This is a genomic window from Reyranella sp. (assembly GCF_965228225.1).
Taxonomy (GTDB): domain Bacteria; phylum Pseudomonadota; class Alphaproteobacteria; order Reyranellales; family Reyranellaceae; genus Reyranella.
The window spans coordinates 1,706,740-1,720,482 of record NZ_OZ245801.1 but is presented as its reverse complement, the minus strand read 5'-3'; the positions used below and the strand labels follow the sequence as shown (position 1 = coordinate 1,720,482).

Annotated in this window: 15 protein-coding genes; 12 read left to right on the top strand and 3 right to left on the bottom strand. The window is 66.9% G+C overall.

What is annotated here, in order from left to right:
* Window positions 1-1,131: an FAD-dependent monooxygenase gene (locus tag ACO07K_RS08255; RefSeq protein ID WP_422035437.1), complete on the bottom strand. Its 1,131-nt coding sequence runs from the start codon at window positions 1,129-1,131 to the stop codon at window positions 1-3.
* 307 nt (window positions 1,132-1,438) lie between these two features.
* Between ACO07K_RS08255 and ACO07K_RS08250 the strand changes: the two genes are divergently transcribed.
* Genes ACO07K_RS08250 through ACO07K_RS08235 form a run of 4 tightly spaced genes read left to right on the top strand, consistent with a single transcriptional unit; the run spans window position 1,439 to window position 4,624 of the window.
* A complete protein-coding gene (locus ACO07K_RS08250; protein ID WP_422035436.1) occupies window positions 1,439-2,416 on the top strand; it encodes an ABC transporter substrate-binding protein in 978 nt (325 codons plus the stop codon).
* Window positions 2,413-3,228 carry an ABC transporter ATP-binding protein gene (locus tag ACO07K_RS08245; protein ID WP_422035435.1) on the top strand — a complete coding sequence of 272 codons (816 nt, stop codon included), beginning with the start codon at window positions 2,413-2,415 and terminating at the stop codon, window positions 3,226-3,228. Before ACO07K_RS08250 ends, ACO07K_RS08245 begins: the two co-directional genes overlap by 4 nt.
* A 3-nt stretch (window positions 3,229-3,231) precedes the next feature.
* Window positions 3,232-3,993: an ABC transporter permease gene (locus tag ACO07K_RS08240; protein WP_422035434.1), complete on the top strand. Its 762-nt coding sequence runs from the start codon at window positions 3,232-3,234 to the stop codon at window positions 3,991-3,993.
* Window positions 3,994-4,006: 13 nt separating this feature from the next.
* A complete protein-coding gene (locus ACO07K_RS08235; RefSeq protein ID WP_422035433.1) occupies window positions 4,007-4,624 on the top strand; it encodes a MarR family winged helix-turn-helix transcriptional regulator in 618 nt (205 codons plus the stop codon).
* A 362-nt stretch (window positions 4,625-4,986) separates the two neighbouring features.
* Here ACO07K_RS08235 and ACO07K_RS08230 read toward each other — a convergent pair whose 3' ends face one another.
* Both ACO07K_RS08230 and ACO07K_RS08225 read right to left on the bottom strand, forming a co-directional pair.
* Window positions 4,987-5,283, bottom strand: a complete 297-nt coding sequence (locus ACO07K_RS08230; RefSeq protein ID WP_422035432.1) for a DUF1244 domain-containing protein — start codon at window positions 5,281-5,283, stop codon at window positions 4,987-4,989.
* A gap of 59 nt (window positions 5,284-5,342) precedes the next feature.
* Entirely contained in the window at window positions 5,343-6,116 is a 774-nt protein-coding gene (locus tag ACO07K_RS08225; RefSeq protein ID WP_422035431.1) for an N-formylglutamate amidohydrolase, read from the bottom strand.
* Between the two features lie 29 nt (window positions 6,117-6,145).
* Here ACO07K_RS08225 and ACO07K_RS08220 point away from each other — a divergent pair, with 29 nt between their 5' ends.
* The 8 genes from ACO07K_RS08220 to ACO07K_RS08185 all read left to right on the top strand — a co-directional run bounded on the left by ACO07K_RS08220 (window position 6,146) and on the right by ACO07K_RS08185 (window position 13,659).
* Window positions 6,146-7,423 (top strand): glycerate kinase type-2 family protein, encoded by a 1,278-nt coding sequence (locus tag ACO07K_RS08220; protein ID WP_422035430.1) that lies wholly within the window; start codon window positions 6,146-6,148, stop codon window positions 7,421-7,423.
* Window positions 7,420-7,839, top strand: a complete 420-nt coding sequence (locus ACO07K_RS08215) for a GFA family protein (RefSeq protein WP_422035429.1) — start codon at window positions 7,420-7,422, stop codon at window positions 7,837-7,839. The genes ACO07K_RS08220 and ACO07K_RS08215 overlap by 4 nt, the downstream gene beginning before the upstream one ends.
* Window positions 7,840-7,847: 8 nt before the next feature.
* Window positions 7,848-9,104: a 3-oxo-tetronate kinase gene (gene otnK / locus ACO07K_RS08210; RefSeq protein ID WP_422035428.1), complete on the top strand. Its 1,257-nt coding sequence runs from the start codon at window positions 7,848-7,850 to the stop codon at window positions 9,102-9,104.
* The gene (gene otnC, locus ACO07K_RS08205) at window positions 9,101-9,748 is read left to right on the top strand and encodes a 3-oxo-tetronate 4-phosphate decarboxylase (protein ID WP_422035427.1); all 648 of its coding nucleotides are present in this window, start codon (window positions 9,101-9,103) and stop codon (window positions 9,746-9,748) included. Before otnK ends, otnC begins: the two co-directional genes overlap by 4 nt.
* Window positions 9,749-9,761: 13 nt before the next feature.
* Window positions 9,762-10,547: a 2-oxo-tetronate isomerase gene (gene otnI, locus ACO07K_RS08200; protein WP_422035426.1), complete on the top strand. Its 786-nt coding sequence runs from the start codon at window positions 9,762-9,764 to the stop codon at window positions 10,545-10,547.
* Window positions 10,548-10,550: 3 nt separating this feature from the next.
* Window positions 10,551-11,465 carry an L-threonate dehydrogenase gene (gene ltnD, locus ACO07K_RS08195; RefSeq protein WP_422035425.1) on the top strand — a complete coding sequence of 305 codons (915 nt, stop codon included), beginning with the start codon at window positions 10,551-10,553 and terminating at the stop codon, window positions 11,463-11,465.
* A 10-nt stretch (window positions 11,466-11,475) separates the two neighbouring features.
* Complete coding sequence (pyk, locus tag ACO07K_RS08190) at window positions 11,476-12,888, top strand: pyruvate kinase (protein WP_422035424.1); 1,413 nt, start codon at window positions 11,476-11,478, stop codon at window positions 12,886-12,888.
* A 516-nt stretch (window positions 12,889-13,404) separates the two neighbouring features.
* Window positions 13,405-13,659 carry a hypothetical protein gene (locus ACO07K_RS08185; RefSeq protein ID WP_422035423.1) on the top strand — a complete coding sequence of 85 codons (255 nt, stop codon included), beginning with the start codon at window positions 13,405-13,407 and terminating at the stop codon, window positions 13,657-13,659.
* Window positions 13,660-13,743 lie beyond the last annotated feature (84 nt).

The following is a 13,743-nucleotide window of genomic DNA, read 5'->3' as shown; positions in this document are numbered from 1 at the left end:
TCAAGGGGCGGCGGCGAGAGGGGCGTTGCAGGGATCGAAGGCGAAGAACCAGTCGACGTCCGTCGGCCCGTGCATCCAGGTATTGTCGATCGAGATGCGCTGCACTTCGGCGACGCGCGGAATCCGGGTGGCGGCATAGCGCCGGAAGGCCGCCCCCGTGTCGGAGGCCTCGACGATGCAGCGATGAAGAATGGCCGCGTCCTCGATCGCCATCGAGCCGCCGGCCGCCATGAACGGCCGGACGGCGTGGCAGGCGTCGCCCATCAGGACGACGCGGCCCTCGTGCCAGCGGTCGTTTCGCGGCCGGTCCATGATCGGCCAGACGGATACGTCCGTCGCCGCCTCGGCCGCCCGCAGCAGCTCGGGATGGAAGCCCTCCAGCGCCGAGACGAAATCGTCCCGCGTGCCGGGGATCGGCGTGCCGTCGCCGTCCCAGCGATCGGCCGGGATGGCCGCCATGACGTAGACCTCGTCCCGTCGCGCCGTCATGTAATAGACGAGCACGTGCCGATCGGGTCCCCACCATTTGGTGCAATCGCGGATTCCCAGCTTGCCGAGCCGCTCGGCGGGAAAGACCGCCCGAGGCGCGATCCGCCCGATGAAGCGCGGCTCTTCCTTGCCGAGGATCTCCTCGCGCACCCTCGAGCGAATGCCATCGGCGCCGATCACGATATCGACCTCGGCGTTTGCACCGTTGTCGAAGGCCAGCCTGATCCCGCCCGGCGTCTCCTCGAGGCCCGCCAGCCGATGACCGAACCGAATCGTTCCCGGGGCGAGCGGCGCCTGGAGGATCCGATGCAGGTCGGCCCGGTGAATGTTGACGAAGGGACCGCCGAACCCGGCTTCGCAGGCGGCATCGAAGACGAGTTCGTAGAGGGTCTCGCCGGTGTCCCATGCCCGGCTGACGAAGGCATCCGGCCGAATGCCGGTTTCGGTGAAGCTGCGCTCAAGACCAAGGGACCGCAGGACCTTGGCGACGTTGGCCCCGAGGATGATGCCCGCGCCGATCCGCGAGAAATTCGGCGTCTGCTCGTAGACGGCCACGGGGTATCCGTCGCGCTGCAGCAGAGCCGCCACCGTCAGCCCCGCCAACCCGCCGCCGACAACGGCGATTCGCGTTTGCCGATCCATCGTCCCACCTCGATCAACGTCTTCCGAAGGCCCTTCGTAGATCATTCGACGGCGAATGAATAGAGGCCGAAACGCCACCACCGTCACAACACGCCTATGACGGAACTTCTAAATATTGCTCGCATATAGGCCTTTTGGTGGGCGTTCTGGTCAAGAGATGGGCATCTGCGAATTCGCCTCGATTGAAACCAGTCCACGCTTTTCATTCGATATGGAATGAAATATGCAAAGGCCTCGGGACGCCAGTGGCGGCGACGGTGCCGCAGCCTGCCGGGGGCCTTCCCAGTTCGAACCGAGGATGTGATCTATGAATCTGCTTGGACGTCTTGCCGCCGCAATCGGCCTCGTTGTCGGCATGTCCGGCGCAAGTGCGGCGCCAGCCCACGCCACCGATGTGAACTTCATCACCGACTTCGGCTTCAACGGGCGTCACGCCTATTTCTACGTCGCGCGCGAGAAGGGCTACTACAAGGAGGCGGGCCTCGACGTGGCCTTCCTGCGCGGCCAGGGCTCGGCCGATGCGATCAAGAAGGTGGCGGCCGGCCTCGCCACGATCGGCTTTGCCGACGCGGGCTCGCTGGTGCTGGCCCGCGGCAATGACGGCGTTCCGGTGAAGCTGGTCTCGATCGTCTACGCCCGGCCGCCGCAAGCCATCTTCGGCGCGAAGGGAACGGGCATCGCCACTCCCAAGGATCTCGAAGGCAAGACGATCGCCGATACCGCATCGAGCTCGGTCCGCCTGCTGTTCCCCGCCTTCGCCAAGGCGGCGGGCATCGACGCCAACAAGGTGAAGTGGGTGGTCGCGGAAGGCTCCGCCCTGCCCTCGCTGCTCGCGAACGGCCGGGTCGATGCGATCGGCCAGTTCTCGGTGGGAGAGCCGCTGATCGCGGCGGCGATCGCGCCCAAGGAAACGGTCCGCATCGCCTACAAGGATTCGGGCCTCGACTATTACGGCAACGGCCTGATCGCGTCGGAGGAGACGATCGCCAAGCAGCCCGAACTCGTGCGCGCCTTCGTCAAGGCGACGATCAAGGGCATGAAGGACGCCTTCGCCAACCCGGCGGAGGCCGCCGCCATCATGGCCAAGTACCAGAAGGAACTGGCGCCGGCGATCATCGAGGGCGAGACCAAGCTCGTCGGAGAGCTCGCGACCGTCCCCGGTCAGCCGCTGGGCAGCATCAACCCGAAGAGCATCGCGGGGACCGTCGAGGTCATGTCGGCGAACTTCACCCTGAAGTCGCCCGTGCAGCCGGCGCAGCTCTACGCTCCGGACTTCGTCGAATGATCGCGGCCGCCGGTGGCCTGGCGGCCGCCCCTCCGCCGGCGGCGGAGGTGGCGGCCATCGATCTCCGGGGTGTGAGCAAGCACTACCCCGGCGCGGCGGGAACGTCGGTCCATGCGCTGGGCCCCATCGACCTGCGCATTCCGACCGGCAGCTTCGTCGCCGTCGTCGGTCCCTCCGGCTGCGGCAAGTCGACCTTGCTGCGGCTGGTTGCCGGCCTGGAGATGCCCGACGCGGGCACGATGACGCGCTACGGCACGCCGCTCGACGCCCCCTCCCACGAGGTGGGAATCGTCTTCCAGGAGCACGTGTTGTTCCCCTGGAACACGGTACTGGAGAACGTGATGCTCCCGGCCGACGTGCTGGCGCTGCCCAGGGCGGCGGCGCGCGAGCGCGCCTTGCGGCTGCTCGAAATGACGGGCCTCGCCGCCTTCGCCGATCACCGCCCCCAGATGCTGTCCGGCGGGATGCGCCAGCGCGCGGCGCTGTGCCGGGCGCTGCTCGCGGATCCGCGCCTGCTGCTGCTCGACGAACCGTTCGGTGCGCTCGATGCGTTGACGCGCGAGGAGCTTTCGCTCGAACTGTCCGGCCTCTGGCAGGATCTCGGACGTACCGCCTTCCTGATCACCCATGACATCGAAGAGGCGATCTTGCTGAGCGATCGCGTGCTGGTGATGTCGCCACGCCCGGGGCGCCTCCGCGCCGACATCGAGGTCGACCTGCCGCGCCCGCGCAATGCCGACACAGCGCGACTGCCGCGCTTCCAGGAGCTCAAGCAGCACATCCGCGACATCATCTTCGACCGCCGGGCCTGACCGATGAGCGCGTCTTCTTCCTCTAGCCTGGCCAGCCGCGCCACCATTCCGGCGGTCTACCTGGTGCTGCTCCTTGTCTGGGAACTGTCCGTCCGCGTCTTCGTGATCCCCGCCTGGATCCTGCCCGCCCCGACCGAGATCGGAAGGACGGCGCTGCAATGGGCCCCCGAACTGGCGCTCAACAGTCTCGTGACCTTGCGCGAGACGATGGTGGGCTTCGTGCTCGCCATCGCGCTGTCCCTGCCGCTGGCCGTGCTGATCGCCCTGAACGCGACCGCCCGCCGCCTCCTCTATCCGATCCTGCTCGGCCTCCAGTCGGTGCCCAAGGTCGCGGTGGCGCCCCTGATCATCCTGTGGCTCGGTCTTTCGGAATGGCCGAAGATCGTGATCGTCATCCTGGTCTGCTTCTTCCCGATCCTGGTCAACCTGATCGCCGGCCTGGAAGCCGCCCCGCGCACCATGCTCGACCTCATGCGCTCGCTGGGAGCCTCGCAGCACATGATCTTCCGGCGCCTTCGCATTCCCATAGCGCTGCCGCACTTCTTCACCGGCTGCAAGGTGGCGGTGACCTTCGCCGTCATCGGCTCGGTCATCGGCGAGTTCGTGGCCGCACAGGAAGGGCTGGGCTATCTCATCCTGATCTCGACGTCGCAGTCCCAGACCCCTCTCGCCTTCGCCGCCATCGCGCTGTTGACCCTGCTCAGCATCGCGCTCTTCCATGGCATCGAATGGATCGAGCGCCGCGTCGTCAACTGGACGCCTTGAACCCGCGCGTGCAATGACGGGCATCGACGGAGGCAAGATGGGCAGCGGCAAGCCGGAGACGGAAAGCAAACCGGAGACCGAGGTCGCGAAGCCGCAGCGACCGGGCCGCCGACCCACGGCCAGCGGCCGGGCCGCGCGCGACCAGGTCGATGCCATCTTCTCGCAGTGGCGCACCGAGCGGCCCGACATCGACACCAGCCCCGTCCAGATCTACGGGCTGATCGCGCGCATCCAGATCCAGTGCACCGCCTTCATCGAGGAAGCGCTCGTTCCGTTCGAGCTGACACGCGGCACGTTCGACGTCCTGACCGCCCTGAGGCGCGCCGGCACACCCTATTGCCTCACGCCCAAGCAGCTCGTGCAGTCGCTGCTGCTCAGCGGTGCGGGGCTGACGAGCCGGTTGAACAAGCTGGAAGCCCAGAACTTTATCGCCCGGCTCGCCGAGCCGAGCGATCGCCGGACCCTGCGGGTCCAGCTCACGGCGGCGGGCGAGGCCGTCATCAACGAAGCCATCCCCCGCGTCTTCGACGTGCAGCGCGGCCGCCTCCGGAAGCTCGGCGACGACGGCCAGAAGCGGCTGCTCGAGGAACTCTCCCGCTTCGCCGAAGCGATCGATACCTGGCCCGGCTAGTGTCTTCCCACTTCAAGTGGACCCGCACCACCTCATCCTGAGAGTCTGGCCGGAGATGAATGCAGCTAAAACGCTAGGCTATGAATAGCCCCGATAGCCTCACCCTGAGGAGCATCGCGCAGCGATGCGTCTCGAAGGGTGGGGACGCGCACCTTGCCTGTTGCCCATCCTTCGAGACGCCGCGCAAGGCGCGGCTCCTCAGGATGAGGTAAATGCTTGAATCGAATCGATTCATTTCCGGCCAGCCTCTGAGGAGGCCCGAAGTGCCGTCTCGAAGGATGGGCAACAGACATGGTGCGCGTGGCCCATGCTTCGAGACGGCCGCTCTGCGGCCTCCTCGGCATGAGGTTGGCGTCGGTGAATCAGTCGTGCTTGTGGGCCTTGTCGAAGGCCTTCTTCTGGTCGGCCGACGCATCCTTCTGATGCTTGGCCTTCCACTCGTCATAGGGCATGCCGTAGACGATCTCACGGGCCTTCGGATCGGCGATTTCGATGCCCTGCTTGCCCGCCTCCTCGCGATACCAGCGCGACAGACAGTTCCGGCAGAAGCCCGCAAGGTTCATCAAGTCGATGTTCTGGACGTCGGTCCGCTCCTGGAGGTGCGATACCAGACGCCGGAAGGCGGCGGCTTCTAGTTCGATGCGGGTCTTGTCATCCATGATCGCCTCCTGGGGTGCAGGCCGGTATTGTATTCTGGATATAGGGTCGGGCCGCAGGCTTAACCAGACGGCAAAGCCTTATTGACGGCCGCCGAAATCGCCGGCGCCAGTCGCCGCCCCCAGGCGCGGGCATCGTCGGGCGTGCCCATGAGATCCTGGCGCACTTCCAGCGAACAATGCGGCAGCGCCCGTGGCCGCGCATGGGCGGTCAGCGTGTATTCGTAGGACGCACGCGCCGAATAGGGCTCGTTGTCGCCGACCACCAGCGAAGGATCGCGGCGTAGTTCGGCCAGCAGCGGCTCGGGCAGGCGCGGATCGTCGTTCCACAGCACGCCGACATGCCAGGGCCGCACGAAGCCCTTCATCACCGGCGTGAAGCTGTGCATCACCAGCAGGCAGACCGTGCGGCCGCCGTCCGTCATGGCGTCGAGCAGCCGGTCGACCTCGCGATGATAGGGCCAGAAGCAGGCCTCGGCCCGGGCCTCGACCTGTTCCCGGGTCAGATCCTTGTTGGCCGGAATGACCGTCTCGTCGCTGACCTCCGGCGTCGAGCCCTCGCCGCCCGGCCAGCGGTTGCAGTCGATCACCAGCCGCGAATAGCCGGACGAGACCAGCGGCGCGTCGAGCGCCTTCGCCAGTTCGACTGCCGCGTCGAGCCCACCAATGTCCCAACCGATGTGCCGCGCCAGTTCGCTCGCGGGAATGCCGAGATCGCCCAGCGCCTGCGGCACCGCCTTGCTGGCATGATCGCAGAGCAGCAGCAGCGGCGCCCGCCCCTGTTCGTTGAAGACGGAGAACGGCGGCGGATCGCCCGGCCGGAGCAACGGTTGCATCGCGCCCCTATAGTGCGAAGATCGGGCAAATGAAAGATGCTGACGCCCGCGCCCTGCTGCGCGCCCTCTTCGACGCCGCGCTTGCCGCCGCCCGTCCCGCCACCTGCCTGGCGCCCTACATCGACGGACTGCAGCCCCCCAAGGGCAGGACCATCGTGATCGGCGCCGGCAAGGCCAGTGCCGCCATGGCGCGCGCCGTCGAGGACCAGTGGCCTCATCCGCTCGAAGGGCTGGTGGTGACACGCTACGGCTATGGCGAGGCGTGCAAGCGCATCGAGATCGTCCAGGCCGCGCACCCGGTTCCCGACGACAAGGGGCGCGAGGCCGCCGGCCGCATCTACGAGCGCGTCCAGGGACTGAGCGCCGACGATCTCCTGCTCTGCCTGATTTCCGGCGGCGCCTCGGCCCTGCTCGCTCTGCCTGCGCCGGGTCTCACGCTGAACGACAAGCAGGACGTCAATCGCGCGCTGCTGAAGTCGGGCGCCAACATCGTCGAGATGAACACGGTGCGAAAGCACCTCTCCGCGATCAAGGGCGGCCGGCTCGCCATCGCCGCCCAGCCGGCGCGCGTCCTGTCGTGGCTGATCTCCGACGTGCCGAACGACGACCCGGGTGTCATCGGCTCCGGCCCCACCGTTGCCGACAAGACGACGTTCGCCGATGCGCTGGCCGTGCTCGCGAAGTACCGGATCGATCCGCCATCGGCCGTGCTCAGGCATCTTCAGGAAGGCGCCGCCGGCCGCATCGAGGAGACACCGAAACCCGGCGATCCCCGCCTCGCCAAGGTCGAGACGATCATGGTCGCCACGCCCAGGCGCTCGCTCGAAGCGGCCGCCACCGTTGCAAGGGAGCACGGCGTCGAGGTCGTCATGCTGGGCGACAATCTCGAGGGCGAGGCCCGTGAGCTCGGCGCCGCGCACGCCCGCCAGGCCGTCGAGATCGCCAAGCGCGGCGGCAAGCCTGTGGCCATCCTCTCCGGCGGCGAGACCACCGTCACGGTGCGCGGCAAGGGCCGTGGCGGCCGCAACGTCGAATACCTGCTGGCCGAGGCCATCGCCGCCGACGGCGCGGCGGGCATCTGGGGTCTCTCGGCCGATACCGACGGCGTCGACGGCGCCGAAGATATCGCCGGCGCGGTCTTCACGCCGGATACGCTCGCCCGGGCGCGCGCCATGGGGTGCGATCCGCAGGTGATGCTCGACGACAATGACGGGCATGGCTTCTTCGAGCTGCTGGGCGATGGCCTGATCACCGGCCCGACGCGGACCAACGTCAACGATTTCCGCGTCACCCTGATCGCGCCATGACGACCTACCCCGGCTCCTGCCATTGCGGCGCGATCGCGATCACCCTCACCTCCGACAAGAAGCCCGAGGAGATGCGGGTCGGACGCTGCGGCTGCAGCTTCTGCCGCCGCCACGGCGCCCGCACGATGGGCGATCCGACGGGAAGCGTGGAATTCCGCAGCGCACCAAATGCCCTGTCGCGCTACCGCTTCGGCCTCGGCATCACCGACTACCTGCTTTGCGCCCGTTGCGGCACCTATGTCGGCGCCGTGATGCCCGAGGAGACCGGTGCCATCGGCATCGTCAACGTCAACTCCCTCGACATTCGCGACAGCTTCGATGCTGCACCGCCGTTGCATCACTACGACGGCGAGGACGAGGCCCGACGACGCGCCCGGCGCCGAAAGTTCTGGATGCCCGCAACCGTGATCGCCTAGGGTCGCACATGGCCATTCTTGGAGTGATCGCCGACGACTTCACCGGCGCAACCGACATCGCGGGCATGCTTGTCAAAGGCGGCATGCGCACGATCCAGACAATCGGCGTGCCGGCGAAGGGCACGATCCCAGACGACGTCGATGCCGTCGTCGTCGCGCTGAAGACGCGCTCGATCCCGGCGGCCGACGCGGTCGCGCAATCGCTCGACGCGCTGAAGGCCTTGCAGGCGGCCGGCTGCGTACGCTTCTTCTTCAAATACTGCTCGACCTTCGATTCGACCGACGCCGGCAATATCGGTCCGGTCGGCGATGCGCTGCTCGATGCGCTGAAGGCGAAGCAGGCGATCTACTGCCCTGCTTTCCCGGTGAACGGCCGCACGATCTTCTTCGGGCATCTGTTCGTGGGTGACGTGCTGCTCTCGGACTCGCACATGAAGCACCATCCGCTGACGCCGATGACGGATGCCAGCCTGGTGCGCGTGCTGGCGCGACAGACGCCGCACAAGGTCGGGCTCGTCGCCTTGAAGCAGGTCCAGTCCGGCTCTGCCGTCCTGCGTGAAGCGCTCGACAAGCTCAGCGCCGACGGCGTTCGGCACGTCGTGGTCGATGCCGTGGCCGACACCGATCTCGGCATCATCGGCGAAGCGATCGGTGACGATACGCTGGTCACCGGCGGCTCGGGCGTGGCACTCGGCCTGCCCGCCGCCTATCGCCGTCGTGGCCTGATGGCTCATCGCTCCGGCGCCGATGCGCTGCCGAAGATAGAAGGCGCTTCGGCCGTCCTCGCCGGCTCCTGCTCGGCGGCGACACTCGGCCAGATCAAGGCTTTCACGGGCGCGCATCTGGCGCTCGACACGGATGCGATCTGCCGCGGCGAGGATGTCGCCGGCAAGGCGCTCGCCTGGGCCAAGGGCAAACTCGGTAACGGCCCGATCCTGCTCTCGGCCAGTGACACGCCCGATTCGGTGAAGGCGCTACAGGCCAGGTACGGCATCGAGCAATCGAGCCAGGCGATCGAGAAGACGATGGCGGCGCTGGCCCGTGGCCTCGTCGAGGCCGGCGTCGGGCGCCTCGTCGTCGCGGGCGGTGAGACCTCCGGCGCCGTCGTGGGCGGGCTCGACGTCACCGCGCTGCGCATCGGACCGGAGATCGATCCCGGCGTGCCGTGGACGGCATCCGTGGGCGCGAAGCCACTCCTGCTCGCGCTGAAGTCCGGCAATTTCGGCGCCCCTGATTTCTTCACCAAGGCATTCGACAAGCTATGAGCACCGCAGAAACCAAGATCCGCGAGCAGATCTGCGCGCTGGGCGCCAAGCTCGCCGCGCGCGGCCTCTGCCCCGGTACCTCCGGCAACATCAGCGCGCGCGTCGCGGACGGCTGGCTCATGACACCGACCAACTCCTCGCTGGGCGAACTCGAGCCCGGCCAACTCTCCAAGATCGATCTCTCGGGCAAGCATGTCGCCGGCGATCCGCCGACCAAGGAAGCGCTGCTGCATCGCTCGGTCTACGACGTGCGGCCCAAGGACGGTGCGATCGTCCATCTCCACTGCACCCATGCGGTGGCGATCTCCTGCCTCGATCCGTCCTGCCACCACAATGCCGAGACGACCCTGCCGCCGATCACGCCCTACTTCGTGATGCGGGTCGGCAAGCTGCCGCTGGTGCCCTACTACAAGCCGGGCGACCCCAAGCTCGCCGACGCCATCCGCGACTACGCCAAGGGCCATCGCGCGGTCCTTCTCGCCAATCATGGTCCCGTCGTCGCCGGAACTTCGCTGTCGGCCGCCTCGGCCTCGATCGAGGAACTCGAGGAAACGGCCAAGCTCCACCTGCTGCTGCAGGGCTTCAAGCTGCGCACCCTCTCGGATGCCCAGGTGCGCGACGTCGAAGAAGCCTATCCTTCCTGATCGGACCCGAAGAATGCCCAAGCTCGCCGCCAATCTTTCGTGGATCTACCAGGAAGTGCCGTTCCTGCAGCGCTTCGGCGCGGCCGCGGCGCATGGCTTCAAGGCCGTCGAAATCCTGTTTCCTTATGAAGCGCCGGCCGCCGAGATCGCCGCCGAACTGAAGAAGCACAAACTCACCCAGGCGCTGTTCAACCTGCCGCCGGGCGACGCCAGCAAGGGCGAGCGCGGACTGGCCGCCCTTCCCGGCCGCGAGGCCGAGTTCGGCGCCGCCATCGACAAGGCGCTGGATTATGCCCAGGTCCTCGAATGCCGGACGCTGCACGTCATGTCCGGCATGATCGCTCCCGGGGCCGACGTGAAGGCGATGCACCGCACCTTCATCTCGAACCTGAAGAAGATCTGCGACCGCACGGCCAAGATGGACATCACCATCGTGCTGGAGCCGATCAACCACCGCGACATTCCGGGCTACTTCACCAACACGACCGACCAGGTGAAGGCGGTCATCGACGAAGTCGGTGCGCCGCATCTGCGCCTGCAGCTCGACCTCTATCACCTGCAGGTCACCGAGGGCGATCTGCAGAAGCGGATGGAGCGCCTCTTCCCCATCACCGCGCACGTGCAGATCGCCGGGAACCCCGACCGCAACGAGCCCGACATCGGCGAGGTCAATCACCTCTACCTGCTCGATGTGCTCGATCGGCTGGGCTACGACGGCTATGTCGGCCTCGAATACAAGCCGAAGACCACGACAGGCGCCGGGCTCGGCTGGGCGGCCCAGTACGGCATCAAGGCCTGATCCATGACCGACAAGAACACACCCGTCGTCGCTTTCGTCGGCCTGGGCTCGATGGGCCTCGGCATGGCGAAGAACCTGCTGAAGCACGGTCACAAGGTGATCGGCGTCGATCCCAGCGCCGCTGCACGCGAGGCCTTCGTGGCCGCTGGCGGCATGACGGAAGCGACACCCGCTGATGCCGCGAAGACCGCGGATGTGGTCATCGTCGCGGTCGTGAACGCCCAGCAGGTCGAAGCGGTCCTCTATGGCGAGGGCGGTGCGGTGGCCACGCTGCGCAAGGGCGGCCTCGTCATGCAGTGCGCCACCTGCCCCGCGGCCTTCATCCGCAAGCTCGACGAGCGTCTGGCCGCCAGCGGGCACGAGCTGCTCGATGCGCCCATGTCGGGCGGACGGGCGCGCGCCGAATCCGGTGAACTCACCTTCATGTCCTCCGGCAATGCCGGAGCCTTCGCCGCGGCCGAATCCATCCTGTCCGCGACATCGGCGAAGGTCTTTCGCCTGGGCGACAAGGCCGGCATCGGCTCGCTGGTGAAGACGGTGAACCAGCTCCTGGCCGGCGTGCACATCGCCACGGCCGCCGAGGCGATGGCGCTCGCCGCCAAGGCCGGCGCCGATACGCGCGCGGTCTATGAAGTGATCTCGTCCAGCGCCGGCAATTCCTGGATGTTCGGCAACCGGGTACCCCACATGCTCGACGACGACTATTCGCCCCTCTCGGCCGTCGAGATTTTCGTGAAGGACCTTGGTCTGGTGCTCGACACCGGCCATGAACTGCGTCTGCCACTTCCTCTTGCGGCGGCTGCGCACCAACTCTTCATCGCGGCCGCGGGCGCCGGCTGGGGCAAGCTGGATGACGCCGCCGTCGTCAAGGTTTACGAAGCGGCAGGTGACTTCAAAGTGTCGTCCCCGATGAAGTAGGCTGGACCGCATGCGCCGTAATCGATTCACCAAGATCGTCGCCACGCTTGGCCCCGCCTCCGCGACCACGGAGCGGCTGCGAACCCTGTTCGAAGCCGGGGCCGATGTCTTCCGGCTGAACTTCAGCCACGGCCAGCACGAGGATCACCGCCAGCGGGTCGAGCAGCTGCGCGCGCTCGAAAAGGAGTTCAAGCACCCGATCGCCATCCTGCTCGATCTGCAGGGACCCAAGCTGCGCCTCGGCACCTTCGCCAAGGGGCCGATGGTTCTCAAGAAGGGCCAGCACGTGCGCTTCGACATGAACGCCGAGCCGGGCACTGGCGAACGCGTCCCCCTCCTTCATCCGGAGATCTTCAAGGCCGCGAAGCCCGGCGGCATCCTGCTGATCGACGACGGCAAGGTGCGGCTGCGCATCGTGTCCCACGACGCCGAGACCATCGACACAGAGGTCGAGGTCGCCGGCACCATCAGCGACCGCAAGGGCGTCAACCTGCCCAACCTCGTCCTGCCGATGTCGCCGATGACACCGAAGGACCACAAGGACCTCGCATTCGGCCTGTCGATCGGTGTCGACTGGATCGCGCTCTCCTTCGTGCAGCATGCCAACGACATCGCCGAACTCAAGAAGATGGTGGCCGGGCGCGCCGCCGTGATGGCCAAGCTCGAGAAGCCGCAGGCGATCGAGCATCTCGACGAGATCATCGAGCAGAGCGACGGCATCATGGTCGCGCGCGGTGACCTCGGCGTGGAAATGCCGCCCGAGGCCGTCCCGCCGCTGCAGAAGCGCATCCTCGCCGCCGCCCGCGTCGCCGGCCGTCCGACCATCGTGGCGACGCAGATGCTGGAGTCGATGATCAACGCGCCGACGCCGACGCGCGCCGAAGTGTCGGACGTGGCGACCGCCGTCTATGACGGAACGGACGCCGTCATGCTGTCCGCCGAGTCCGCTTCGGGCAGTTACCCGGTCGAAGCGGTCACGATGATGGACCGCATCCTGAAGAGCGTCGAGACCGACCCGCTCTATCGCCGCCTGATGGATGCCAGCCGGCATGAGCCTGAGGCGACGACGGCGGACGCGATCAGCGCCGCTGCCCGCCAGTGCGCCCACACTCTGTCGGCCGCGGCGATCGTCACCTACACCAACACCGGGTCGACGACCTTGCGCGCGGCGCGCGAACGTCCCGACGTGCGAATCCTCTGCCTGACGCCGAACCTCGATACGGCGCGCCGCATGACGCTCACCTGGGGCGTCCATCCCGTTCGCACCGAGGACGCGCACAATTTCGGCGACATGGTGCAGCGCGCCGTACGCGTGGCCCGCCAACAAGGCATGGCCAAGGAAGGCGAGCGGCTGGTGGTGACGGCGGGCGTCCCGTTCGGCACGCCCGGCGCCACGAACATCCTGCGCATCGCCTACGTCTAGAGATTACCGTTCTTTCACCGACGCTCCGGACATCGCTAGCGATGTCCCGTCGCTCACGGCCGAGCAAAGCTCGGCCTACGCGCCGCCCGCATGATTTTCCGCAAGGGATGATCGCCGCCACCTCTCCGTAGTGTTCCTTACGAACACAACGAGGGGTTCCATGGCTCGCCGAACTTTCGCCACGATTGATGCGCTTCTGATCCTCGCCTGCATCGTCATCTTCGCGGGTGGTGTTCTCGCGCAGGGCCACGCATCCGGCGCGTCCGCACGGCCAACAGCGGCGAGCAGTGCCGGAGACCGGCCATGAAGCGTCGCCGCCTCTCGCTTGGCTGGATCGACTTCCTCGTCATCGCGGCGTCGATCCTGACCTTCGCCGCCGTCGCCGGCGCTGCGATCGGAAACAACTGACACAAACTTCCTTACTGTCGCCTCAGTGCGGTCGCGGCCCGGACCGAAATCAGAATTATAAAGCAACCATTCCAGCCCAGCCGATAACACGCATCCCCAGAGGCCATCATGAATTACGGCCAGAAGAATAAGCGGGCGATCGCCGTCCCCTATGAACTTCCCAAGTCGCGCTTTTCGTGGATCGACCTGCTCGTGATCGCTGCCGCCCTGATCACGCTTGCGGTCGTGATCGACGCTTCCACGGGCCGTGCGAAGGCTGCCGCGCCGGTATCGCAGGCGACCCTCATTACCCCTGAAGTCAGCCAGATTGCCGACGATCCCGGGCTGCTCAAGGCCAGGATTCGCCTGGCCTCGGGGCTCTAGAGTCTTTCCGTTTTACATTCACCCACCACCTCATCCTTCGAGACGCCGTGCACAGCACGGCGTCTCGAAGGATGGGCAACCGAT

What these genes read in the sequence shown, in the direction of transcription:
- ACO07K_RS08255 (WP_422035437.1), bottom strand. Translation starts at nt 1,131, where the DNA reads ATGGATCGGCAAACGCGAATCGCCGTTGTCGGCGGCGGGTTGGCGGGG.
- ltnD (WP_422035425.1), top strand. Translation starts at nt 10,551, where the DNA reads ATGACCGACAAGAACACACCCGTCGTCGCTTTCGTCGGCCTGGGCTCG.
- otnK (WP_422035428.1), top strand. Translation starts at nt 7,848, where the DNA reads ATGGCCATTCTTGGAGTGATCGCCGACGACTTCACCGGCGCAACCGAC.
- ACO07K_RS08225 (WP_422035431.1), bottom strand. Translation starts at nt 6,116, where the DNA reads ATGCAACCGTTGCTCCGGCCGGGCGATCCGCCGCCGTTCTCCGTCTTC.
- otnC (WP_422035427.1), top strand. Translation starts at nt 9,101, where the DNA reads ATGAGCACCGCAGAAACCAAGATCCGCGAGCAGATCTGCGCGCTGGGC.
- ACO07K_RS08230 (WP_422035432.1), bottom strand. Translation starts at nt 5,283, where the DNA reads ATGGATGACAAGACCCGCATCGAACTAGAAGCCGCCGCCTTCCGGCGT.
- ACO07K_RS08215 (WP_422035429.1), top strand. Translation starts at nt 7,420, where the DNA reads ATGACGACCTACCCCGGCTCCTGCCATTGCGGCGCGATCGCGATCACC.
- ACO07K_RS08250 (WP_422035436.1), top strand. Translation starts at nt 1,439, where the DNA reads ATGAATCTGCTTGGACGTCTTGCCGCCGCAATCGGCCTCGTTGTCGGC.
- ACO07K_RS08245 (WP_422035435.1), top strand. Translation starts at nt 2,413, where the DNA reads ATGATCGCGGCCGCCGGTGGCCTGGCGGCCGCCCCTCCGCCGGCGGCG.
- otnI (WP_422035426.1), top strand. Translation starts at nt 9,762, where the DNA reads ATGCCCAAGCTCGCCGCCAATCTTTCGTGGATCTACCAGGAAGTGCCG.
- ACO07K_RS08235 (WP_422035433.1), top strand. Translation starts at nt 4,007, where the DNA reads ATGACGGGCATCGACGGAGGCAAGATGGGCAGCGGCAAGCCGGAGACG.
- ACO07K_RS08240 (WP_422035434.1), top strand. Translation starts at nt 3,232, where the DNA reads ATGAGCGCGTCTTCTTCCTCTAGCCTGGCCAGCCGCGCCACCATTCCG.
- pyk (WP_422035424.1), top strand. Translation starts at nt 11,476, where the DNA reads ATGCGCCGTAATCGATTCACCAAGATCGTCGCCACGCTTGGCCCCGCC.
- ACO07K_RS08185 (WP_422035423.1), top strand. Translation starts at nt 13,405, where the DNA reads ATGAATTACGGCCAGAAGAATAAGCGGGCGATCGCCGTCCCCTATGAA.
- ACO07K_RS08220 (WP_422035430.1), top strand. Translation starts at nt 6,146, where the DNA reads ATGAAAGATGCTGACGCCCGCGCCCTGCTGCGCGCCCTCTTCGACGCC.